Genomic DNA, 22,586 nt, shown 5'->3' with positions numbered 1-22,586 from the left:
TTCCTCCGGTTCCTTAAAGGCAAAATTAGCTGTTACTGTCGCTGCATTGATTAAGGGCGGCCGTAGCCGCCCTTAGTGCTTGATTACAGGACGAATCCCGCAATCTGTCAAGTAAACTCGTGATACTTCAGGATGAAACACCCCGAAGTTTCAGAGAATTACTCGCCTTTAGCTGCTTTGAAAGCTTCAGCCATTGCGTTGTTGGAGAAGTTTGCATCTTCCTGTTTGTTAACAGTTGCGATTGCATCTTTCTCATCAGCTTCGTCTTTCGCACGAACAGACAGGCTGATTGCACGGTTTTTACGATCAACGCCGGTGAATTTAGCTTCAACATCGTCGCCAACGCTCAGAACCAGAGTTGCATCTTCAACGCGGTCACGGGAAGCTTCAGAAGCGCGCAGGTAACCTTCAACGCCGTCAGCCAGTTCTACGGTTGCGCCTTTAGCGTCAACTGCAGTGACTTTACCGTTTACGATTGCGCCTTTCTTGTTCAGTGCAACCCAGTTGTTGAACGGATCTTCTGCGAGCTGTTTAACGCCCAGAGAGATACGCTCACGTTCTGCGTCAACCTGCAGAACAACTGCTGCGATTTCGTCGCCTTTTTTGTATTCACGAACTGCTTCTTCGCCTGCAACGTTCCAGGAGATGTCAGACAGGTGAACCAGGCCGTCGATGCCGCCGTCCAGGCCGATGAAGATACCGAAGTCAGTGATAGACTTGATTTTACCTTCAACACGGTCGCCCTTGTTGTGGGTTTCCGCGAACTGCTGCCATGGGTTGTTTTTGCACTGCTTCAGACCCAGGGAGATACGACGACGTTCTTCGTCGATATCCAGAACCATAACTTCCACTACATCGCCAACGTTAACAACTTTGGACGGGTGGATGTTTTTGTTGGTCCAATCCATTTCGGAAACGTGAACCAGGCCTTCAACGCCTTCTTCGATTTCAACGAAGCAGCCGTAGTCGGTCAGGTTGGTCACGCGACCAGTCAGTTTGGTACCTTCCGGATAACGCTTAGCGATAGCTACCCACGGATCTTCGCCCAGTTGTTTCAGGCCCAGAGATACACGGGTACGCTCGCGGTCGAACTTCAGCACTTTAACAGTGATTTCGTCGCCCACGTTTACGATTTCGCTCGGATGCTTAACGCGTTTCCATGCCATGTCAGTGATGTGCAGCAGGCCGTCAACACCACCCAGATCAACGAATGCACCGTAGTCAGTGAGGTTCTTAACGATACCTTTAACTTCCATGCCTTCCTGCAGGTTTTCCAGCAGCTGATCGCGTTCTGCGCTGTTCTCGGATTCGATAACGGCACGACGAGAAACAACAACGTTGTTACGCTTCTGGTCCAGCTTGATTACTTTGAACTCAAGCTCTTTGCCTTCCAGGTGCAGCGTGTCGCGAACCGGACGAACGTCTACCAGAGAACCTGGCAGGAACGCGCGAATACCGTTCAGCTCAACAGTGAAGCCACCTTTAACTTTGCCGTTGATAACACCGACTACAGTTTCAGCTTCTTCGTAAGCTTTTTCCAGCGTGATCCAAGCTTCGTGACGTTTAGCTTTCTCACGGGACAGCAGAGTTTCACCGAAGCCGTCTTCTACTGCATCCAGTGCAACGTCAACTTCGTCACCAACCTGGATTTCCAGCTCGCCCTGGGCGTTTTTGAACTGCTCTGCCGGAATGGCAGACTCAGATTTCAGACCGGCGTCAACCAGTACGATATCTTTGTCGATAGCAACAACAACACCACGAACGATGGAACCCGGACGGGTTTCGATTGTTTTTAAGGATTCTTCAAATAGTTGAGCAAAAGATTCAGTCATGTTTAATCTTCAGGTTTCATATTTAACGTCCACCTGGCTCCATGCCGGATGGGGTTGTTTAACATACCCGCTGTCATTCCATTGCAACGGGGGTACTGCAAATTCGGTCGCGTTTAAGCGAGTGCCAGTTTTTGGCGCGCGTATTGTAACGCTTTTTCAATCACTTGCTCAATGCTTAATCGGGTAGAATCCAAAACTAAAGCATCAGCAGCGGGAACCAGCGGCGCTACAGCACGATTACGATCGCGATCGTCGCGTTCTTTGATCTCGGCCAAAAGGCGATCAAAGTTAACACTAAAGCCCTTCTCCTGCAACTGAAGCATACGGCGATGAGCACGTTCTTCAGAAGAGGCGTCAAGGAAAATTTTTACAGGCGCATCAGGGAATACCACCGTGCCCATATCTCGTCCGTCAGCGATCAAACCAGGCGCATCACGGAACGCGCGCTGACGGCGTAGCAACGCTTCGCGAACGCGTGGAAAAGCCGCCACTTGAGAGGCGGCATTGGCGACGTCCTGAGTCCGTATTTCGCCACTTACATCTTCCCCTTCCAGAATCACTTCCAGAGTGCCGTTCGTTGAGACAAAACGGACATCCAGATGAGATGCCAGCGGTACCAGCGCGTCTTCAGAGGTTACATCGACATGATGATGTAACGCAGCCAACGCCAGTACACGATAAATCGCACCAGAGTCCAACAGATGCCACTGCAATGCTTCCGCCATTGCTTTGCACAAGGTGCCTTTACCTGCACCGCTTGGGCCATCAATGGTAATTACCGGGGCAATTGCTGTCATCTTTATCTCCTTAAAGGCATACCGTTAACGTGAACGCCGCGCATTATACGCGTCTGTACGACGGAAAGTGAGTATTGCTTGCAAATTACGGGCAACAGGAGATGGAATGCAGAATAATTACGCAATTATAGCGGGCTGAGAGGGTATCAGCCCGGAACATGACAAACTTTTACTTTTTATCCGCAGCGATACGTTCGCGGATATGTTGCGCACGTTCGGTTGATGGCGGGTGGGAATCGAACATCGATTTAGCATGACCCGAATCCATGGTTGCCAGCTTATCAAAGCTGCCGACTAACCCTTGCGTGCTGATACCGCGTTTTTTCATCAGATCGTAAGAGAAATCATCCGCTTCTGACTCTTTATCACGCGAGTATTTGGCATTGATTGCCCCGGCAGCAATATCGCCAAGCTGAGATTGAGAAAGCTGAGCCGCTACGCCGCTGGTGGCGGAGATAGCGTCGCGTGCGGCAACGATAGCGTAAGATGCTTTCATTTCTGCCAGCGAATGCCCCAACGCGACGTGACCCAGTTCGTGGCCCAGAACGCCTTCGATTTCATTGTCGTTCATCATGTCCATCAGGCCGCTATAGACACGTACGCAGCCGTTTGCCATCGCCCAGGCGTTAACATCACTGGTCATGTATACCTTATAATTTACCGGTGTACCGTTGATGTTATTACCCAGCGCTTTGGCGATTTTGGCTAAGCGTTTGCTGTATTTGCTGGACGAACTGGCCATTTGATTTTGGCTATCCAGTTCCTGACAACCCTGGTTCGCCATCGCTTTAGCATCGGCATCCGTCAGCGTCGCTGCTTTGTAAGCAGACAACCCTGAACTTACCGCCATATTGGTGTCGATACCGTGTGTATTCTGACAGCCACTCAGCAGCGCGGCGGAAACGGCCAGTGCCAGCAGTAATTTTACATTTTTCATGTGAATCATCCGTTGATTAAACATAATTTATATAAATATTAATGAGTTATAAAAGCACACGGAGATTAACATTGTTGCGAACGGCTAAAAAGTCCGAAAAAAAACGCCGACTCAAGGTCGGCGTTCATCACTCATTATTTATGATTACGCAAGCGTACTAATTCGCGTCAGTTGTTCGAAATAATCCGGGAAGGTTTTGGCGGTACATTTAGGATCAAGAATCGTTACCGGCGTGTCGGATAACGCCACCAGCGAGAAGCACATCGCCATGCGGTGGTCGTTGTACGTGCCAATCTCGGCGAACTGTAATTGAGCCGGCGGTGTGATGCGAATGAAATCGTGCCCTTCTTCCACTTCAGCGCCCACTTTACGCAGCTCGGTCGCCATTGCAAATAAGCGATCGGTTTCTTTCACACGCCAGTTATAGATATTACGCAGCGTCGTCGTGCCTTTCGCAAACAATGCCGCTGTTGCAATGGTCATTGCTGCATCCGGGATATGGTTCATATCCATATCAATGGCATTTAATTCACCCCGCGTGCAGGCAATAAAATCGTCACCCCAGGTTACCGTCGCGCCCATTTTTTCTAGCACATCGGCAAAACGAATATCGCCCTGCATACTGTTACGGCCAATACCGGTTACCTTCACCGTTCCACCTTTAATGGCGCCTGCCGCGAGGAAATACGATGCGGAAGAAGCATCGCCTTCGACAAGATACGCGCCCGGAGACAGATACTGCTGCCCTCCCTTGACGACAAAACGCTGGTAATTCTGGTTCTCAATCTCAACGCCAAACGTTTTCATCAGATTCAGCGTGATATCGATATACGGTTTAGAAACCAGTTCACCCTTGATAACAATCGTCGAATCTTGCGGCGCCAGCGGCGCGGTCATCAACAATGCGGTGAGAAACTGGCTGGAAACACTGCCGTCAACCTCAACCTGCCCACCGGTAAATCCACCGCGAAGACGTAACGGCGGATAGTTTTCCTGCTCCAGATACTCAATATTCGCCCCGCCCTGACGCAAGGCATCCACAAGGTGTCCAATTGGACGTTCTTTCATGCGCGGTTCACCCGTCAGCACGATATCGTTCGTTCCCAGGCACAATGCTGCCGCCAGTGGGCGCATGGCGGTTCCCGCATTACCGAGAAACAGTTCCAGCGAACCTTCAGCCTGTAACGCGCCACTGTTGCCGTTGAGCTCACAGCGGGTACGATCGGCAGACAGGGTGTAATCAATCCCCAGCGCACTTAGCGCATTGAGCATATGGCGAACGTCATCGCTGTCCAGCAGGTTAGTCAGAACAGTGGTGCCGCGTGCTAACGCCGCCAGTAACAAAGCGCGGTTTGACACACTTTTGGAACCAGGCAGATTAATGGTGCCATCGACCCGCGCGATGGGTTGTAACGTCAGGGATTCCATGAAACTCAACTCTCAAAAACAGAAATAAAAACCCCACAGGCAAGCTGTGGGGATGAAAAAGTACCGCCAATTAACCGCGACGACGCTCGAAATCGATCATGAAATCGGTCAGCGCTTTAACGCCTTCAAGCGGCATGGCGTTATAGATAGAGGCGCGCATTCCCCCCACCACTCGGTGGCCTTTCAGCGCATGTAAACCTGCTGCAAATGACTCCTCCAGGAAGAGTTTATCCAGCGCGCTATCAGCCAACTGGAACGGTACGTTCATGCGGGAGCGGTTAGATTTCGCCACATCGTTACGATAGAAATCACTGTTATCAATCACGCCATACAGCAGTTCGGCCTTTTGTTGATTGATTTTATCCATCGCGGCCACACCGCCCTGCTCTTTCAGCCATTTGAAGACCAGGCCAGAAAGATACCAGGCGAATGTCGGCGGTGTGTTGAACATGGAGTCGTTCTCGTTCAGCACGCTGTAATCAAGGATAGACGGGCAGGATGTATGCGCTTTGCCCAGTAAATCTTCACGAACGATCACAATCGTCAGACCCGCAGGACCGATATTTTTCTGCGCACCGGCATAAATCACCCCGTAACGGGAAATATCCAGCGGTGTAGAGAGAATTGTCGAAGAGAAATCGGCGGTTACGACCACATCAGACGCAAAATTCGGCGTTTCATTGATCGCGATACCGTCGATGGTTTCGTTCGGGCAGTAGTGCAAATAGGCGGCGTTATCGGACAACTGCCATTCGCTCATTGGCTTAACCGCACGCAGACCGTCAACGGTGACTTTGGCGTCAATCACATTGGGGGCGCAGTATTTTTTGGCTTCTTTAATGGCGCTGGCAGCCCAATATCCGGCGTCAACATAATCCGCCGTTGTTTTATCGCCCAGAATATTGAGCGGAACAGCGGCAAACTGACCACGGCCACCGCCATGGCAGAACAAGACTTTGTAGTTAGAGGGGATGCTGAGGAGATCGCGAAAATCTTTCTCTGCTTCCTCTGCGACCTGGATGAACTCTTTGCCGCGGTGGCTAATTTCCATTACCGATGTGCCAAGACCCTGCCAGTCACAGAGATCCTGTTGCGCCAGTTTAAGCACGTCTGCCGGTAGCATTGCCGGACCTGAACTAAAATTGAAGACCTGAGCCATTTCCCCTCACCACGTTGTATTGTTTTCAACTCAACATCCCGTCAGTTGCGAACAGCAGAACGACAGACATTGGATATATGTTATTGCTGTGGATATCGGTTTTATCATTCAGTGACACGCGCCGCAATGGGTAAAACTGACCGGCGCAAAAATGCGCGTTGTATCACACAACAGAATCTGTCGGTTTGTCGGGTTAAAACCGATATTTTTGCTGTCAGACGATCCGTTTTGCCTGACTGGCCCTCGACCATTCTGGATTTGCACAGCGTGGACATAATTGATGATCGCCAGCTTTCATCGCTACCACTTCGCTGCAACGCACACAGGCGTAGTCCCCCGCCTCGGGAACAACTTTAAATCGCTGCGTACACTGTTTAGGCAAAATGCTGAGTCCAGACTTCACCTCTTCGTCGGCAAAAAAATAGACGCTAATTTGCCCATTGATTTCGAGGATAGCGAGTTTCACCTGCCCCAGTTGTTCAACACCATTTAGACGCAACTCCATAAAGAACTCAAACTCGGTCATATTCGCCCGCCCGAGCTTCGACCAGGCCAGTTCACCGTCCTCAATGATCACCACGGGTTTGCCTTCCAGCATATCTTCCAGTTTCTCACTGTGCGCCATCAGCCACATGACCAACCGATAAAGCAAGGCCAGCGAGAGAAAAACGACCAGCACCGGGAGCAGCGGAACATCATCATAAAACGCGACATCTCCGGCGGCCGACCCCAGGGTCAAAATGATCAACACTTCAAAGAGCGACATCTGCCGTACGCCACGGCGTCCGGTCATCTTCAGAAAAAGAAACACCAGAACAAAGGTATAGAAGCTTCGCAGCGCAACTTCCCCCAGAAACTCCAGCGGCACGTTATCCAGCGCCATACGTTGCCAATCAAACGCCTTCATTTTTATGCCCTTGCGCGGGTGAGTTTTGTAAAAGCATAGTCAATACTTTTATTTACGCCGAAGGCCCGGTGGCGATAGCGCCATGCCTGGAAAACCCGTATCATTGCGCGCTTTCCGTACGACAAAAGTGATTTTCATGACGCAAACATTTATCCCTGGCAAAGACGCTGCTCTGGAAGATTCCATCGCTCGCTTCCAGCAAAAACTGCTCGACCTTGGTTTCCATATTGAAGAGGCCTCCTGGCTGAATCCGGTGCCAAACGTCTGGTCTGTGCACATTCGCGACAAAGAGTGCGCGCTGTGCTTCACCAACGGTAAAGGCGCAACCAAAAAAGCGGCACTGGCCTCCGCGCTGGGCGAATATTTTGAGCGTCTGTCCACGAACTATTTCTTTGCTGATTTCTGGCTCGGCGACACCATCGCCAACGGTCCGTTCGTACATTACCCGAACGAAAAATGGTTCCCGTTAACCGAAGACGACGACGTTCCTGAAGGTCTGCTGGATGCGCGTCTGCGTGCGTTTTACGATCCGGATAACGAACTGACCGGAAGCATGCTGATTGACCTGCAGTCCGGTAACGAAGAGCGCGGCGTCTGCGGTCTGCCGTTTACCCGCCAGTCTGATAACAAGACCGTGTATATTCCGATGAATATTATCGGCAACCTGTATGTCTCTAACGGGATGTCCGCCGGTAACACACCGAATGAAGCGCGCGTTCAGGGGCTGTCTGAAGTTTTTGAACGTTATGTGAAGAATCGCATTATCGCGGAAAGCATCAGCCTGCCGGAAATCCCAGCCGATGTGCTGGCGCGTTATCCGGCGGTAGTCGAATCCATCGCGAAGCTGGAAGCCGAAGGTTTCCCGATTTTCGCTTATGACGGTTCATTGGGCGGCCAGTATCCGGTTATCTGCGTGGTTCTGTTCAACCCAGCCAACGGCACCTGCTTCGCCTCCTTCGGTGCGCACCCGGACTTCGGCGTGGCGCTGGAGCGCACGGTCACCGAACTGTTGCAGGGTCGCGGTCTGAAAGATCTTGATGTGTTCACTCCGCCAACTTTTGATGATGAAGAAGTGGCTGAACACACCAACCTCGAAACTCACTTCATCGATTCCAGCGGTCTGATCTCCTGGGATCTGTTTAAGCAGAATGCCGATTATCCCTTCGTTGACTGGAATTTCTCCGGCACCACGGAAGAAGAATTCGCTACCCTGATGGCTATCTTCAATGCTGAAGATAAAGAAGTGTACATCGCCGATTATGAGCACCTGGGTGTTTATGCCTGCCGTATCATTGTGCCGGGCATGTCTGACATCTACCCGGCCGAAGATCTGTGGTTAGCCAACAACAGCATGGGTAGCCATCTGCGCGAAACGATCATTGCTCTGCCAGGCAGCGAGTGGGAAAAAGAAGCTTACCTGAATCTTATCGAACAACTCGATGAAGAAGGTTTTGACGACTTTACCCGCGTACGCGAACTGCTGGGACTTGCAACCGGGCCAGATAACGGTTGGTCTACGCTGCGTATTGGCGAGCTAAAAGCAATGCTGGCGTTGGCAGGCGGCGACCTTGAGCAGGCGCTGATCTGGACTGAGTGGACGATGGAGTTTAACGCCTCTGTCTTCAGCGCTGAACGTGCGAACTACTACCGTTGCCTACAGACATTACTGCTGCTGGCGCAGGAAGAAGATCGTGAACCTCTGCAATATCTGAATGCCTTTATTCGCATGTATGGCGCAGAAGCCGTTGAAGCGGCAAGCGCGGCATTGAGCGGCGAATCGGCGTTTTATGGGTTACAGGCGGTTGACGGCGACTTACTGGCTTTCCCATCGCACCAGTCTCTGTTGAAGGCCTATGAGAAGCTGCAACGTGCAAAAGCCCTCTGGTGGTCAAAATAAAACCGAATAGCATACTCTAAGTAGGCTTGAACACTCGGTTGAGCTATATTACGGGGCGCTTTTAGTGCCCCGTTTTACTTATTTTTGCCTAACCAAAAATAAATGTAATGACAAGGTTAAATATTGGTAGTTGATATTACATAAAATAATGCGTAAGTGTTGCTATATATGTCAATTACTCCATTTTAATTAACTGCATTTCCAGAGGTCCAGAGAAAAAATTCAACTCACATTATAACTTTTAAAATTTATTTTTATTTTATAAATCAATTAATTACATCGCAATCGTGCAAAAACCATGCGACTTGAAGGCCTATAAGCCAGGTGAGATATGATCTATATCAAATTCTCATCTATAATGCTTTGTTAGTATCTCGTCGCCGACTTAATAAAGAGAGAGTTAGTGTGAAAGCTGACAACCCTTTTGATCTATTACTCCCTGCTGCAATGGCCAAAGTGGCCGAAGAAGCAGGTGTCTATAAAGCAACGAAACATCCGCTGAAGACTTTCTATCTGGCGATTACTGCCGGTGTATTCATCTCAATCGCCTTTGTTTTCTATATTACCGCCACAACCGGTACCGGAACGATGCCGTTCGGTATGGCTAAACTGGTGGGGGGTATCTGCTTCTCTCTGGGGCTGATTCTTTGTGTTATCTGCGGCGCAGACCTCTTTACGTCAACCGTACTGATCGTCGTCGCCAAGGCCAGCGGCCGTATCACCTGGGGTCAACTGGCAAAAAACTGGCTTAACGTTTATGTTGGCAACCTGATCGGCGCCTTGCTGTTCGTATTACTTATGTGGCTATCTGGCGAGTATATGACCGCCAATGGCGCATGGGGACTCAACGTTCTGCAAACTGCTGACCATAAAATGCACCATACTTTTGTTGAAGCTGTCTGCCTCGGTATTCTTGCTAACCTGATGGTTTGCCTGGCCGTGTGGATGAGCTACTCGGGTCGCAGCCTGATGGACAAAGCGTTCATCATGGTATTACCGGTCGCCATGTTTGTGGCCAGCGGTTTTGAGCACAGTATCGCAAACATGTTTATGATCCCTTTGGGTATTGTAATCCGCGACTTCGCAACACCGGAATTTTGGGCCGCTGTCGGTTCCGCTCCGGAGAATTTTACTCACCTGACCGTGATGAATTTCATCACCGATAACCTGATTCCGGTTACGATCGGTAACATTATCGGCGGCGGTTTGTTGGTCGGGTTGACATACTGGGTCATTTACCTGCGTGGCAACGACCATCATTAGTCCTTTGATGTTTGTTATACGCAGTAAATAAAAAATCCACTTAAGAAGGTAGGTGTTACATGTCCGAGCTTAATGAAAAGTTAGCCACAGCCTGGGAAGGTTTTACCAAAGGTGACTGGCAGAATGAAGTAAACGTCCGTGACTTCATTCAGAAAAACTACACTCCGTATGAGGGTGACGAGTCCTTCCTGGCTGGCGCGACCGATGCGACCACAGCTCTGTGGGACAGCGTGATGGAAGGCGTTAAACAGGAAAACCGCACTCACGCGCCTGTTGACTTTGACACCTCCGTTGCATCCACCATCACTTCTCACGACGCGGGTTACATCAACAAAGCGCTCGAGAAAATTGTTGGTCTGCAGACTGAAGCTCCGCTGAAACGTGCGATTATCCCGTTTGGCGGCATCAAAATGGTTGAAGGTTCCTGCAAAGCGTACGATCGCGAACTGGACCCGATGCTGAAAAAAATCTTCACCGAATACCGCAAAACCCACAACCAGGGCGTATTCGATGTTTACACCAAAGACATTCTGAACTGCCGTAAGTCTGGCGTTCTGACTGGTCTGCCAGATGCGTATGGCCGTGGCCGTATCATCGGTGACTACCGTCGCGTTGCGCTGTACGGTATCGACTACCTGATGAAAGACAAATACGCTCAGTTCGTCTCTCTGCAGTCCGATCTGGAAAACGGCGTAAACCTGGAAGCAACTATCCGTCTGCGTGAAGAAATCGCTGAACAGCACCGCGCGCTGGGTCAGATCAAAGAAATGGCAGCTAAATACGGTTGCGATATCTCTGGTCCGGCTACCAACGCTCAGGAAGCTATCCAGTGGACCTACTTCGGCTACCTGGCCGCTGTTAAGTCTCAGAACGGTGCAGCAATGTCCTTCGGTCGCGTATCCACCTTCCTGGATGCTTACATCGAACGTGATATCAAAGCAGGCAAAATCACAGAGCTTGACGCTCAGGAAATGATTGACCACCTGGTCATGAAACTGCGTATGGTTCGTTTCCTGCGTACTCCTGAATATGATGAACTGTTCTCTGGTGACCCGATTTGGGCAACTGAATCTATCGGTGGTATGGGCGTTGACGGCCGTACTCTGGTAACCAAAAACAGCTTCCGCTTCCTGAACACCCTGTACACCATGGGTCCTTCTCCGGAGCCGAACATCACCGTTCTGTGGTCTGAAAAACTGCCTCTGAACTTCAAGAAATTCGCCGCTAAAGTGTCCATCGACACCTCTTCTCTGCAGTACGAGAACGATGACCTGATGCGTCCGGACTTCAACAACGACGATTACGCTATCGCTTGCTGCGTAAGCCCGATGGTTGTTGGTAAACAAATGCAGTTCTTCGGTGCGCGTGCAAACCTGGCGAAAACCATGCTGTACGCAATCAACGGCGGCGTTGATGAAAAACTGAAAATCCAGGTTGGTCCGAAATCTGAACCGATCAAAGGCGATGTTCTGAACTTCGACGAAGTGATGGACCGCATGGATCACTTCATGGACTGGCTGGCTAAGCAGTATGTCACCGCGCTGAACGTTATCCACTACATGCACGACAAGTACAGCTACGAAGCCTCTCTGATGGCGCTGCACGACCGTGACGTTATCCGCACCATGGCGTGTGGTATCGCTGGTCTGTCCGTTGCTGCTGACTCCCTGTCTGCAATCAAATATGCGAAAGTTAAACCGATTCGTGACGAAGACGGTCTGGCTGTTGACTTCGAAATCGAAGGCGAATACCCGCAGTTTGGTAACAACGACTCTCGTGTTGATGACATGGCGGTTGACCTGGTAGAACGTTTCATGAAGAAAATTCAGAAACTGAATACTTACCGTAACGCTATCCCGACTCAGTCTGTTCTGACCATCACCTCTAACGTTGTGTATGGTAAGAAAACCGGTAACACCCCAGATGGTCGTCGTGCTGGCGCGCCGTTCGGACCGGGTGCTAACCCAATGCACGGCCGTGACCAGAAAGGTGCTGTTGCCTCTCTGACCTCCGTTGCAAAACTGCCGTTTGCTTACGCTAAAGATGGTATCTCTTACACCTTCTCTATCGTTCCGAACGCACTGGGTAAAGACGACGAAGTTCGTAAGACCAACCTGGCAGGCCTGATGGATGGTTACTTCCATCACGAGTCTTCCATTGAAGGCGGTCAGCACCTGAACGTGAACGTCATGAACCGTGAAATGCTGCTGGACGCGATGGAACACCCGGAAAAATATCCGCAGCTGACCATCCGTGTATCTGGCTACGCAGTACGTTTTAACTCCCTGACTAAAGAACAGCAGCAGGACGTTATTACCCGTACCTTCACTCAGACCATGTAATTCCCTGTCTGACTGAAAAAGCGTACAATAAAGGCTCCACGTAAGTGGGGCCTTTTTAACAGGTAGTCCCCCTACCCGCAGCCTGTTTCGTCAGCTATCTATACTCAATGGATGACTGCCAAAACAGACTCGACACAGTGAACAACTGTGCACTCACACGGCCCCGGATGGGCCACATCTGGAGAAACACCGCAATGTCAGTTATTGGTCGCATTCACTCCTTTGAATCCTGTGGCACCGTTGACGGCCCAGGTATCCGTTTTATTACCTTTTTCCAGGGCTGCCTGATGCGCTGCCTGTACTGCCATAACCGTGATACGTGGGATACGCACGGCGGTAAAGAAGTGACTGTTGAAGAGTTGATGAAAGAAGTCGTCACCTATCGTCACTTTATGAACGCCTCCGGCGGCGGCGTTACCGCATCCGGCGGTGAGGCTATTCTGCAGGCGGAGTTCGTTCGCGACTGGTTCCGCGCCTGTAGAAAAGAGGGCATTCACACCTGCCTCGACACAAACGGTTTTGTCCGTCGTTACGATCCGGTGATCGATGAGCTGCTGGAAGTGACTGACCTGGTCATGCTTGACCTGAAGCAAATGAATGACGAGATCCACCAGAACCTGGTAGGCGTCTCTAACCATCGCACGCTGGAATTCGCCCGCTACCTGTCCACGAAAAATATTAACGTGTGGATCCGCTACGTCGTCGTACCGGGTTGGTCAGATGATGATGACTCTGCACATCGCCTGGGCGAGTTTACCCGTGATATGGGCAACGTCGAGAAAATTGAGCTGCTGCCGTATCACGAGTTGGGTAAACACAAATGGGTGGCGATGGGTGAAGAGTACAAACTTGATGGTGTTCATCCACCGAAGAAAGAGACCATGGACCGCGTAAAAGGCATTCTCGAGCAGTATGGTCATAAAGTGATGTATTGATATTAATGTATTAAGGAAGCAAAGCATGGATGGCGTTTTGCGATATGGAATGTTCGCGCTTCTGTTTACACGCCACGAAGCTCCGGCCCGGGATCAACCCGGGCCGGAGCTTCGTTATTTGTATAACGATGACAATACTGAAGAAACCGTCGCGTTCTTCTACGATAATACCTTTGCACGCTGTAATGAATGCAATCCCTACAGCCAAAGCGATATCGACGCACTACGCTCAGCGCCGCTTGGCACCCGAATAGGCAATATTTATAAAGTTGCGAATAATCAAATCTGCACCGACGCAACTGAGCGTTTCCCCCTTCCCATAATTAGCCAAAAGAGTCGTCCTGAGCCTATACCGATAATCGTTGATTTAACCGACAGCGATCAGGTTGCAGCCAGCGTCTATCTGTCAGGCCGTTAAAGGAGATAATTATGCGCTTACTTATTTCAGGGATTTTACTGCTATCCAGCCAGGGCCTGAACGCCGCCACTCGTTGCGATATTAATGCCATTGTGCAGCACGTGTGGCCAGATGCGAAACCGGCAGCGGAAGGTATGATGATCACTCCAGGTAATCAGGTTATCGATATCACGGGCAACTCACCACAAAGCGCAATTTGTCGCGTCTGGCCTGCCCAGCCTGAATTGACACTTGCGGCTGTACCCCTGATGTCCCAGGAGAAAATCGACTATGGACACAATGGCGATCTGGAGTTGCTGGTACTCAACTCCGTCACCCTGGAGGTTAAACAACGATTACTCCTGCCAGAGCGGATGAGTGATGATGCTATCCGCATTACGGGTATCGCCCTTGATACCGCACGCTGGAAAGTGGCTCCCGGCCAAACCGCCTTTGGTCTGCACATCACCCGTAGCGGCAGCTCGCGTGTTAATCCGATTGGTGAAGATGCGCTGTCGTTGTACGTCATTGAAAATGACCAACTACGCCTGGTATTAAAGGGGATCGCGCTGACGGCTAACAGCGGCGAATGGGACGGAAACTGTGCTGGAGAGTTTAACGATATCAAACGTACTCTTGCTATCGCCCCCTCTTCCCATAAGGGTTACGCCGATATCCGTGTCAGCGAAAAAAGTGTGGCATCCACAGCCTTTATTGATGCTAATGGTGAATGTACTGCGAAAGATACACCTGGTAAGGCCACCTGGACCCTGCACTATGACGGGAAACAGTATACCGTCCCACAAACGCTGGCACCGCTGGAGTAAGATCTTCACGACATAAAATTTTCCGACAGCGTATTTGCCGCGTGCTCGACTGAAAAATACGCTTCTTATGCGCTTTGCTGCATTCCGCATAGCGCTCATCCAGTTCCTTCAGCGCATGAAGTAATTCATCCGCAACCATCATCGCACCGGCTATTTCGGCGAAACATACCTGCTGTCCCTTCAGCGCCACAGCAGGTTGTAGATTACAGGCTGAAAAACAAACCTGGTGTCAGGAAAAGTGCCTCGAGCAAATAAATACGTACGGTCATGCTGTATTGCCATGGCCCATCGTAATGCAGCTTTTAGGCTTACTTAAAGACGCCGTTTATCACGGAGGTGACAATCGCGGTACTCAGTGCAATTAACACCAGATCCTCACCGACAATGCGCCATTCATAACCCGGATAAGACGGTAATTGCCCCAGCATTGAAGAAGGCACCATTTTCTTTGCTATCCCCGGCGGCAGAGGCTTACCACGGGCGTAGTTTTTGGCAATGCCGGGGGGAAGCGCTTTATATCCGGTTAAACCGTAATTGAGTGCCAACGACCGTGCGCGATCGTAATTAATCCGAATAGAGACATCATCATCGACGTTCTTTTTATCCGCCTTTGACTTATTCTCATGATTTTGTTTATTTCCATGGTTACCGGAATTTCCATTACCATGGTTGCCGCTATTGCTTTTACCGCCGCTATTCCCATTACCATTGCCAGGATCGGCGATAACCGGAGCAGAAGCGAATGTTAAAGACAACACCACCGCCAACGCGGTAGTGAGGAAACGACGTGTTGACATGATTGCAGCCTTTTAAAAGAGATGCCTGATTGAATTATCGTTTCTCTCAGGAAGTAAACAATACGTAAAACTCTTAGATATGACGGCATAAAAAAAGCCTGTTGTGAACAGGCTTTTTTACATCAGGCATGCGCCACGGGGGTTGGATGCTCGCCAGCCTTGCGCAGTAACATCAACAGATAAATAAACGATACGCTGGCAATCATAATAAACAGCAGATTATCTGAATAATTTTGCATCAGCATCGCCGTAAATGAGGGGCCAAGCAGGCTACCAACGGTATAGCTCAGCAATAACGCCTGATTCATCGCCACAAGTTGGTGCTGTCCGACCTTTTCACAGGCCCATGCCATCGCCACCGGGTAAAGCGTAAAACCGGCTGCACCCAGAATAAACAGCGCTGGCGCCATTGCAGCCTGCATCATCATGGCAAGACTGCCGAGGATCACCACAAAGACCTGGACACGTAAAACCAGCAGTCGACCAAACTTGTCGGCCAGACGGCCAATCGGCCATTGCCCCAGAATACCGGCACTCACTAATACCGCCATCCAGAAACCGATACTGGCGTTGCTGATCCCCTGGTGCTTCAGATAAAGCGGCATCAGACCGTACAGAGAACCCAGCACAATTCCGGAAATAATGCAGCCATTCACGCCCAACCGCGCCTGGCGCAGCTTAAGCATAGAGACAATCGGCGTCGTGCTTTGGTCTTCAGACTGCTGATTCAGAATACGGGTAAAGAGCAGCGGTAAAATCCCAGCCAGAATCATTCCGGTTACCCAGGGCAGCACGTTCATCAGATCCGTCGGCACTTTACTGACCAGCACCTGGCCAAGAAATGTCCCCACGTAATAGACCATCATATAGGCAGCAAGCAACCGGCCACGGTTTCGCGACGTGCCGCTACACATCAGCGCGCTTTCGACAACGACCCAAATCATGGCGCAACCGACGCCCGCGATAAAGCGCCAGGTCATCCAGCTCCAGAATCCCACCATCACGCCCAGCCCTACGCAGCCGACGGCAAAAATCAGCGACGCAATGTAATAGCTGCGATTAAACCCAAGGCGTTTAATTAAATACCCTGTGAGTAATGTCCCGACCAGGTTCCCGGTAAAGTAGGACGAACTGACAATGCCGACCTGCCAGGTCGGCAGTTCTTCCTGGGCGAGCCATAGCGGAACGAGCGTGTTTAATACCGCTATCGCCAGAGTCAATAAAAGCAAGCCACACAGCAACAGCATGACAGGCCGGGTATAGGTGGACATGGATAAAAACCGTGAGGAAGTTCAAATTTCATGCGCATCATGCCACCGGCAAAAACATTGTCAATCGGCGAAATCAGCGGCGTGGCGGGGTTTCTGGGCTATCGATTTGAAATACTGATTCTTAACATGAATGAATGGAAAGTGATAAATCCCAGGTTATTGTTTTAATTGATCTAAGACAAAATTGTCCCGTTTCGTTCAGTCGAAAAATTTCATGATTGAAAATGCCCTATTTTTCGTTCGTTAGACTCCTTGCTGTTAAAAAAGAAAAACCGGGGCAAAAGCCCCGGTTCAGATGATTGACACTCTCTACGCTTAGCTCGCGACCGCCATACCGACCGTCATATGCAAACCGTAGAACACGCCACGACCAATCAACTCCCCCACCAACAGCAGGAGAAACGCGACTGACAGCAGCGGTACTGCGGGTTGATACCCTTTGAGCTGCGGCAGGATCCAGCAGCATAACGCCACAGCCAGCAGCACAATACGCCAGGCCATTAATGAACCGTAATCCGGCACCAGCGCAGATGCCTGCTGAATTGAGCTATGGATCGTCGCCAGTTCAGCGCCCTGCATCACCGACATCATGGCACTGACAACCAGCGCCAGTACAGAAATAACCGGTAACAACCGCATTGCCCATCCGTCCACACCCGCCAGGCGCAGCAGCAGATAACCCAATAACGGACCGCCCATTAACAGCGTCAGGAAGAAGCCTACCGGAGTCCACACACTGTACCAGGTCGGTACGGTGTCGATGGTGTTATACACACGCACCATCATCCAGACAAAGACAACGCCCAGTACCATCGTCGCAACCAGCCACAGATTACGCAGCGCGGGAGAGAGTTTCCTGAGCATAGCCAGCAACCAGCCGATCCCGCCAATGGCAAAGAAGAGAGAGCCACTGGCAATTTCATTACTGAGCGCTGAAGATCCCACACGATTAAGCGAGTTAAAGGCGCGCATCGGTGAGCCCAAATGGAGCATTGAGGCAATAAAACCGATCCCCATCAGCACCCACAGGCCAAACATACAGGCAATGACCCGCTGCTGAGATTCAGCACGCAGATCCCCTTTCATCAGCGCTAATGCCATTACGATAAAACCGCCAGCCACACATTGTCCGAAGACCGTGAAGATCATTAGCGGCCATTCATGCCATCCACTTCCCATCTTACACCTCCTTCGGATTTGCCAGATAACCGGTGGTATCTCCGGTCGGGCGACTATTGGCGTTAGGTTTGATAACGATACATGGCTTCGTGAAATGCGCGCCCGGTAACGGTGCGACTGCGGCCAGTTCGCCATGTTTTTTACGCAACTCGTCAATCGGGCCGAAGTCCAGCGCGCGCAGCGGGCAGGACTCCACGCAGATCGGTTTTTTGCCGTCGGCGACACGGTCGTGACAACCATCGCACTTGGTCATGTGGCCTTTAGCGGCATTGTATTGCGGTGCGCCGTACGGGCAGGCCATATGGCAATAACGGCAACCGATGCAGACATCTTCGTCCACCACCACAAAACCGTCTTCACGTTTATGCATCGCACCGCTTGGGCAGACCTTGGTACAGGCCGGATCTTCACAGTGGTTGCAGGCGATGGAGAGATAATAGGCAAAGACATTCTGGTGCCATACGCCGTTATCTTCCTGCCAGTCGCCGCCGGCATACTCGTAAATACGACGGAAACTGACGTCCGGGGTTAAATCTTTGTAGTCTTTGCAAGCCAGTTCGCAGGTTTTGCAACCGGTGCAACGGCTGGAATCAATAAAAAATCCATACTGGGTTGTCATCGGTTACTCCTTAGACCTTTTCAACCTGAACGAGGTTGGTATGTGACGGATTCCCCTTCGCAAGAGGCGACGGACGCTGCGTTGTCAGAACGTTAATACACCCGCCCTGATCTACGCGTTTCGCATCCGGGTCATACCAGGCCCCTTCACCCAGGGCGACAACGCCTGGCATCATACGCGGCGTGACTTTGGCTTCGATATGAAGCTCACCACGGCCATTGAAGATACGTACCTTCTCTCCGTTTTTGATGCCACGTTTTTGCGCATCCATCGGGTTAATCCACATTTCCTGGCGGCAGGACGCTTTCAGCACATCCACGTTGCCGTAAGTTGAGTGCACGCGAGACTTGTAGTGGAAGCCCGTCAACTGCAGCGGATAGTCTTTGGTCAACGGATCGTTGTAGCTTTCAAAACCCGGCGCATAGATCGGCAGCGGATCGATCACATCACCTTCAGGCAATTCCCAGCTCGCTGCAATCTCTGCCAGCGCCTGCGAGTAGATCTCGATTTTACCGGACGGTGTCGTCAGTGGATTAGCCTGTGGGTCTTCACGGAACGCTTTGTACGCCACGTGATGTCCTGCAGGATCGCGCTGTTTAAAGATCCCTTGCTTGCGGAACTCTTCAAATGACGGAAGTTCCGGCATGGCTTTGCGCGACTGCTCGTACAAATAGCGCATCCACCCTTCCTGGGTACGCCCTTCAGTAAACTGCTGCTCTACCCCCAGACGTTTTGCCAGCTCGCTGGTCATCTGGTAGATCGTCTTACATTCAAAACGGGGCTTGATGGCCTCATCGGTGAAAATCACATACGACATATTCCCGCAGGAGGCATCCAGCGCAAAGTCCATCTGTTCGGATGCCGTGCAGTCAGGCAGCAAAATATCGGCATATTTCGCTGAAGAGGTCATATGGCAGTCGATGACAACAATCATTTCGCACTTCTTGTCATCCTGGAGAATTTCATGCGTGCGGTTGATTTCCGAGTGCTGGTTGATAAGACAGTTGCCCGCGTAGTTCCAGATCATTTTGATCGGCACATCAAGCTTGTCTTTACCACGCACACCGTCGCGCAGCGCGGTCATTTCAGGACCGCGTTCAATCGCATCCGTCCACATGAACATCGAAATACTGGTTTCTACCGGGTTTTCCAGCGTCGGCATACGTTCAAACGGAATGCTATAAGAACCTTCGCGCGCACCGCTGTTACCACCGTTAATACCAACGTTGCCGGTTAGTATCGCCAGCATGGAAATGGCACGCGTCGCAATTTCACCATTCGCATGGCGCTGCGGCCCCCAACCTTGCGAAATATAGGCCGGTTTAGCACTGCCGATTTCACGGGCCAGTTTCACAATTCGCTCAGCCGGAATACCGGTAATTTGCGCTGCCCATTCAGGCGTTTTCGCTATACCGTCTTTACCTTGCCCCAGAATATAAGCCTTATAGTGGCCATTTTTCGGCGCACTGGCAGGTAAGGTTTTTTCGTCGTAACCCACACAATATTTGTCGAGGAACGGCTGATCGACCATGTCTTCGGTAATCAGTACGTACGCCAGCGCATTAACCAACGCCGCGTCGGTACCCGGACGAATCGGGATCCATTCATCCTCTCGCCCTGCCCCCGTATCGGTGTAGCGCGGGTCGACGATGATCATTCGTGCATTTGATTTCTGACGCGCCTGTTCGAGGTAATAGGTTACCCCGCCCCCGCTCATGCGGGTTTCGCCAGGGTTATTACCAAACAGGACGACGAGCTTACTGTTCTCAATATCAGAAGGGCTGTTGCCATCCGCCCAGCCGCCGTAGGTGTAATTCAGTCCGGCTGCAATTTGCGCAGAAGAATAATCCCCATAATGGTTCAGATACCCACCGCAGCAGTTCATCAGACGCGCAACCAGCGTTTTGCCTGGCGGCCATGAACGCGTCATCGTACCGCCGAGCGTACCGGTACCATAGTTCAGATAGATCGACTCGTTGCCATAGTCTTTAATCAAACGTTGCATATTGGTCGTGATGATCTCGTAGGCTTCATCCCAGCTAATACGCTCGAATTTGCCTTCGCCGCGCTTGCCTACACGTTTCATCGGATATTTCAGGCGGTCGGGATTGTAGACACGTCGACGCATAGAGCGTCCACGCAGGCAGGCACGTACCTGATGCAATCCTTCGTAATCATCATCACCGGTATTATCGGTTTCAACGTACTTGATTTCCCCATCCACCACATGCATACGCAGTGGACAGCGGCTACCACAGTTTACCGTACAGGCGCTCCAGACCACTTTTTCGCTGGACTGAGCCGGGCTGATTGCTTCAGCGGCATTCGCGATTCGGGTAAATGGCAGGGTGAACGCGCTACTGGCTATTGCCAGTCCGCCTATCGCCGTCGTTTTTACCAAACCGCGACGACTCACCTCAGTTGCCAGTACGGCATCGGGGATCTTAGTTTTCATAATGGCTCACTCTGCTGCTCACATAACAAAGGCAAAACTTCGTTGTGTAGTTATTTATATATCGACATCATCGCTATATAGTTTTGTATATAATGAGTGTGATGAAATTCAGCGAAATCTGCTGAGTTTCATACGAAGCCAGTATTACCTCTAAGGGGGTATGGATTATTGTTCGGTATCAAACGGACATAAAAAAAGCGCCCTTAGGCGCTTTTTTAACTCAAAGAAAGCAGTATTAGCCGATATATTCCAGTCCGTTCATATACGGACGCAATACTTCCGGCACCGCAATGCGGCCATCTGCCTGCTGATAGTTTTCCATTACCGCCACCAGCGTACGGCCAACGGCCAGACCAGAACCGTTCAGTGTATGAACCAGACGGGTCTTTTTGTCAGACTTGTTGCGGCAACGCGCCTGCATACGGCGAGCCTGGAAATCCCAGACGTTAGAGCAGGAAGAGATCTCGCGATAGGTATCCTGAGCCGGGATCCACACTTCCAGATCGTAGGTCTTGCATGCGCCGAAGCCCATGTCACCGGTACACAGAACAATTTTGCGATACGGCAGACCCAGCAACTGAAGCACTTTCTCAGCATGGCCGGTCATCTCTTCCAGTGCGTCCATGGAATCTTCCGGACGAACGATCTGTACCATTTCAACTTTGTCGAACTGGTGCATACGGATCAGACCACGCGTGTCACGACCGTAAGAACCCGCTTCGGAACGGAAGCACGGCGTATGCGCGGTCATTTTGATCGGCAGGTCGTCTTCGTCGATGATTTCATCGCGCACCAGGTTGGTTAGCGGCACTTCCGCAGTTGGGATCAGCGCATAGTTGCTGCTGTCGGATTCTTCTTCCAGCGGACGCGTATGGAACAGATCGCCGGCAAATTTCGGCAACTGACCGGTACCGTACAGCGTGTCGTGGTTCACCAGATACGGTACATAGTTTTCGCTGTAACCGTGCTGTTCAGTGTGCAGATCCAGCATGAACTGCGACAGTGCGCGGTGCATACGGGCGATCTGACCTTTCATCACCACAAAGCGAGAGCCGGTAAGTTTAACCGCAGCAGCGAAATCGAGACCGCTGTGCATTTCGCCCAGGGTAACGTGGTCGCGAACGTCGAAATCGAATTGACGCGGGGTGCCCCAGCGGCTGACTTCAACGTTGTCGTTTTCGTCTTTACCGACCGGTACGTCATCGTGAGGGATGTTCGGGATGGTCAGCGCGATATCGCGGATTTCCGCCAGCAGCACATCCAGCTCAGATTTCGCGGCATCAAGCTGCTCACCGAGTTTGTTCACTTCCAGGCGTAATGGCTCGATATCTTCCCCGCGCGCTTTCGCCTGGCCAATGGATTTCGATCGCGAGTTGCGCTCTGCCTGCAGGTTTTCGGTTTCTACCTGCAGTACTTTACGACGCTCTTCAAGAGCGCGAAGTTTATCTACATCCAGCTTAAAGCCCCGGCGTGCCAGTTTTTCTGCGACTGCGTCTGGCTCGGTACGCAGCAGATTGGGATCGAGCATGCTTATCCTGTGCTTA

At 51.1% G+C, this 22,586-nt stretch carries 18 protein-coding genes and 1 pseudogene; 6 read left to right on the top strand and 13 right to left on the bottom strand.

Going from position 1 to position 22,586, the window contains the following annotated elements; genetic code table 11:
- Window positions 1-158 precede the first annotated feature (158 nt).
- The 6 genes from rpsA to AC07NP_RS02680 all read right to left on the bottom strand — a co-directional run bounded on the left by rpsA (window position 159) and on the right by AC07NP_RS02680 (window position 7,060).
- Window positions 159-1,832 carry a 30S ribosomal protein S1 gene (gene rpsA / locus AC07NP_RS02705; RefSeq protein WP_004860074.1) on the bottom strand — a complete coding sequence of 558 codons (1,674 nt, stop codon included), beginning with the start codon at window positions 1,830-1,832 and terminating at the stop codon, window positions 159-161.
- Window positions 1,833-1,945: 113 nt separating this feature from the next.
- A complete protein-coding gene (gene cmk, locus AC07NP_RS02700) occupies window positions 1,946-2,629 on the bottom strand; it encodes a (d)CMP kinase (RefSeq protein WP_203358283.1) in 684 nt (227 codons plus the stop codon).
- A gap of 169 nt (window positions 2,630-2,798) precedes the next feature.
- Window positions 2,799-3,566 (bottom strand): metalloprotease LoiP, encoded by a 768-nt coding sequence (gene loiP, locus AC07NP_RS02695; protein ID WP_203358284.1) that lies wholly within the window; start codon window positions 3,564-3,566, stop codon window positions 2,799-2,801.
- Between the two features lie 144 nt (window positions 3,567-3,710).
- A complete protein-coding gene (gene aroA / locus AC07NP_RS02690) occupies window positions 3,711-4,994 on the bottom strand; it encodes a 3-phosphoshikimate 1-carboxyvinyltransferase (RefSeq protein ID WP_494659493.1) in 1,284 nt (427 codons plus the stop codon).
- Window positions 4,995-5,064: 70 nt separating this feature from the next.
- The gene (gene serC, locus AC07NP_RS02685) at window positions 5,065-6,153 is read right to left on the bottom strand and encodes a 3-phosphoserine/phosphohydroxythreonine transaminase (protein WP_494659492.1); all 1,089 of its coding nucleotides are present in this window, start codon (window positions 6,151-6,153) and stop codon (window positions 5,065-5,067) included.
- 214 nt (window positions 6,154-6,367) lie between these two features.
- The gene (locus AC07NP_RS02680; protein ID WP_494659491.1) at window positions 6,368-7,060 is read right to left on the bottom strand and encodes a DUF421 domain-containing protein; all 693 of its coding nucleotides are present in this window, start codon (window positions 7,058-7,060) and stop codon (window positions 6,368-6,370) included.
- A 136-nt stretch (window positions 7,061-7,196) separates the two neighbouring features.
- Here AC07NP_RS02680 and ycaO point away from each other — a divergent pair, with 136 nt between their 5' ends.
- The 6 genes from ycaO (at window position 7,197) to AC07NP_RS02650 (ending at window position 14,721) form a co-directional block, all read left to right on the top strand.
- The gene (ycaO, locus tag AC07NP_RS02675; protein ID WP_494659490.1) at window positions 7,197-8,957 is read left to right on the top strand and encodes a 30S ribosomal protein S12 methylthiotransferase accessory factor YcaO; all 1,761 of its coding nucleotides are present in this window, start codon (window positions 7,197-7,199) and stop codon (window positions 8,955-8,957) included.
- Window positions 8,958-9,362: 405 nt separating this feature from the next.
- On the top strand, window positions 9,363-10,220 hold the full coding sequence (gene focA, locus AC07NP_RS02670; RefSeq protein ID WP_203358289.1) for a formate transporter FocA: 858 nt from the start codon (window positions 9,363-9,365) through the stop codon (window positions 10,218-10,220).
- Between the two features lie 59 nt (window positions 10,221-10,279).
- Window positions 10,280-12,562, top strand: coding sequence for a formate C-acetyltransferase (gene pflB / locus AC07NP_RS02665; RefSeq protein ID WP_203358290.1), 2,283 nt, complete (start codon window positions 10,280-10,282; stop codon window positions 12,560-12,562).
- Window positions 12,563-12,756: 194 nt separating this feature from the next.
- A complete protein-coding gene (gene pflA / locus AC07NP_RS02660) occupies window positions 12,757-13,497 on the top strand; it encodes a pyruvate formate lyase 1-activating protein (RefSeq protein WP_203358291.1) in 741 nt (246 codons plus the stop codon).
- A gap of 25 nt (window positions 13,498-13,522) precedes the next feature.
- Window positions 13,523-13,915, top strand: a complete 393-nt coding sequence (locus tag AC07NP_RS02655; RefSeq protein ID WP_494659489.1) for a hypothetical protein — start codon at window positions 13,523-13,525, stop codon at window positions 13,913-13,915.
- Between the two features lie 11 nt (window positions 13,916-13,926).
- Window positions 13,927-14,721 carry a PA3715 family protein gene (locus AC07NP_RS02650; RefSeq protein WP_494659488.1) on the top strand — a complete coding sequence of 265 codons (795 nt, stop codon included), beginning with the start codon at window positions 13,927-13,929 and terminating at the stop codon, window positions 14,719-14,721.
- A 5-nt stretch (window positions 14,722-14,726) separates the two neighbouring features.
- Here AC07NP_RS02650 and AC07NP_RS02645 read toward each other — a convergent pair.
- The 7 genes and pseudogenes from AC07NP_RS02645 to serS form a co-directional block, all read right to left on the bottom strand.
- Window positions 14,727-14,926, bottom strand: a pseudogene (locus AC07NP_RS02645) (MurR/RpiR family transcriptional regulator); the annotation flags it as partial.
- 103 nt (window positions 14,927-15,029) lie between these two features.
- Entirely contained in the window at window positions 15,030-15,518 is a 489-nt protein-coding gene (locus tag AC07NP_RS02640; protein WP_203358294.1) for an anti-virulence regulator CigR family protein, read from the bottom strand.
- A 122-nt stretch (window positions 15,519-15,640) separates the two neighbouring features.
- On the bottom strand, window positions 15,641-16,789 hold the full coding sequence (locus AC07NP_RS02635; RefSeq protein WP_494659487.1) for an MFS transporter: 1,149 nt from the start codon (window positions 16,787-16,789) through the stop codon (window positions 15,641-15,643).
- Between the two features lie 315 nt (window positions 16,790-17,104).
- The gene (locus tag AC07NP_RS02630; protein WP_494659486.1) at window positions 17,105-17,968 is read right to left on the bottom strand and encodes a dimethyl sulfoxide reductase anchor subunit family protein; all 864 of its coding nucleotides are present in this window, start codon (window positions 17,966-17,968) and stop codon (window positions 17,105-17,107) included.
- 1 nt (window position 17,969) lies between these two features.
- Window positions 17,970-18,587: a dimethylsulfoxide reductase iron-sulfur subunit DmsB gene (dmsB, locus tag AC07NP_RS02625; protein WP_203358297.1), complete on the bottom strand. Its 618-nt coding sequence runs from the start codon at window positions 18,585-18,587 to the stop codon at window positions 17,970-17,972.
- A 10-nt stretch (window positions 18,588-18,597) separates the two neighbouring features.
- A complete protein-coding gene (gene dmsA, locus AC07NP_RS02620) occupies window positions 18,598-21,042 on the bottom strand; it encodes a dimethylsulfoxide reductase subunit A (protein WP_494659485.1) in 2,445 nt (814 codons plus the stop codon).
- A gap of 235 nt (window positions 21,043-21,277) precedes the next feature.
- Window positions 21,278-22,570, bottom strand: coding sequence for a serine--tRNA ligase (serS, locus tag AC07NP_RS02615; protein ID WP_203358299.1), 1,293 nt, complete (start codon window positions 22,568-22,570; stop codon window positions 21,278-21,280).
- Window positions 22,571-22,586 lie beyond the last annotated feature (16 nt).

Source organism: Citrobacter sp. GW821-FHT07H02 (assembly GCF_059418505.1).
Note: the sequence above shows the minus strand (reverse complement) of the source record. Positions and strands in the feature narration are given on the sequence as shown.

What these genes read in the sequence shown, in the direction of transcription:
- rpsA (WP_004860074.1), bottom strand. Translation starts at nt 1,832, where the DNA reads ATGACTGAATCTTTTGCTCAACTATTTGAAGAATCCTTAAAAACAATC.
- cmk (WP_203358283.1), bottom strand. Translation starts at nt 2,629, where the DNA reads ATGACAGCAATTGCCCCGGTAATTACCATTGATGGCCCAAGCGGTGCA.
- loiP (WP_203358284.1), bottom strand. Translation starts at nt 3,566, where the DNA reads ATGAAAAATGTAAAATTACTGCTGGCACTGGCCGTTTCCGCCGCGCTG.
- aroA (WP_494659493.1), bottom strand. Translation starts at nt 4,994, where the DNA reads ATGGAATCCCTGACGTTACAACCCATCGCGCGGGTCGATGGCACCATT.
- serC (WP_494659492.1), bottom strand. Translation starts at nt 6,153, where the DNA reads ATGGCTCAGGTCTTCAATTTTAGTTCAGGTCCGGCAATGCTACCGGCA.
- AC07NP_RS02680 (WP_494659491.1), bottom strand. Translation starts at nt 7,060, where the DNA reads ATGAAGGCGTTTGATTGGCAACGTATGGCGCTGGATAACGTGCCGCTG.
- ycaO (WP_494659490.1), top strand. Translation starts at nt 7,197, where the DNA reads ATGACGCAAACATTTATCCCTGGCAAAGACGCTGCTCTGGAAGATTCC.
- pflB (WP_203358290.1), top strand. Translation starts at nt 10,280, where the DNA reads ATGTCCGAGCTTAATGAAAAGTTAGCCACAGCCTGGGAAGGTTTTACC.
- pflA (WP_203358291.1), top strand. Translation starts at nt 12,757, where the DNA reads ATGTCAGTTATTGGTCGCATTCACTCCTTTGAATCCTGTGGCACCGTT.
- AC07NP_RS02655 (WP_494659489.1), top strand. Translation starts at nt 13,523, where the DNA reads ATGGATGGCGTTTTGCGATATGGAATGTTCGCGCTTCTGTTTACACGC.
- AC07NP_RS02650 (WP_494659488.1), top strand. Translation starts at nt 13,927, where the DNA reads ATGCGCTTACTTATTTCAGGGATTTTACTGCTATCCAGCCAGGGCCTG.
- AC07NP_RS02640 (WP_203358294.1), bottom strand. Translation starts at nt 15,518, where the DNA reads ATGTCAACACGTCGTTTCCTCACTACCGCGTTGGCGGTGGTGTTGTCT.
- AC07NP_RS02635 (WP_494659487.1), bottom strand. Translation starts at nt 16,789, where the DNA reads ATGTCCACCTATACCCGGCCTGTCATGCTGTTGCTGTGTGGCTTGCTT.
- AC07NP_RS02630 (WP_494659486.1), bottom strand. Translation starts at nt 17,968, where the DNA reads ATGGGAAGTGGATGGCATGAATGGCCGCTAATGATCTTCACGGTCTTC.
- dmsB (WP_203358297.1), bottom strand. Translation starts at nt 18,587, where the DNA reads ATGACAACCCAGTATGGATTTTTTATTGATTCCAGCCGTTGCACCGGT.
- dmsA (WP_494659485.1), bottom strand. Translation starts at nt 21,042, where the DNA reads ATGAAAACTAAGATCCCCGATGCCGTACTGGCAACTGAGGTGAGTCGT.
- serS (WP_203358299.1), bottom strand. Translation starts at nt 22,570, where the DNA reads ATGCTCGATCCCAATCTGCTGCGTACCGAGCCAGACGCAGTCGCAGAA.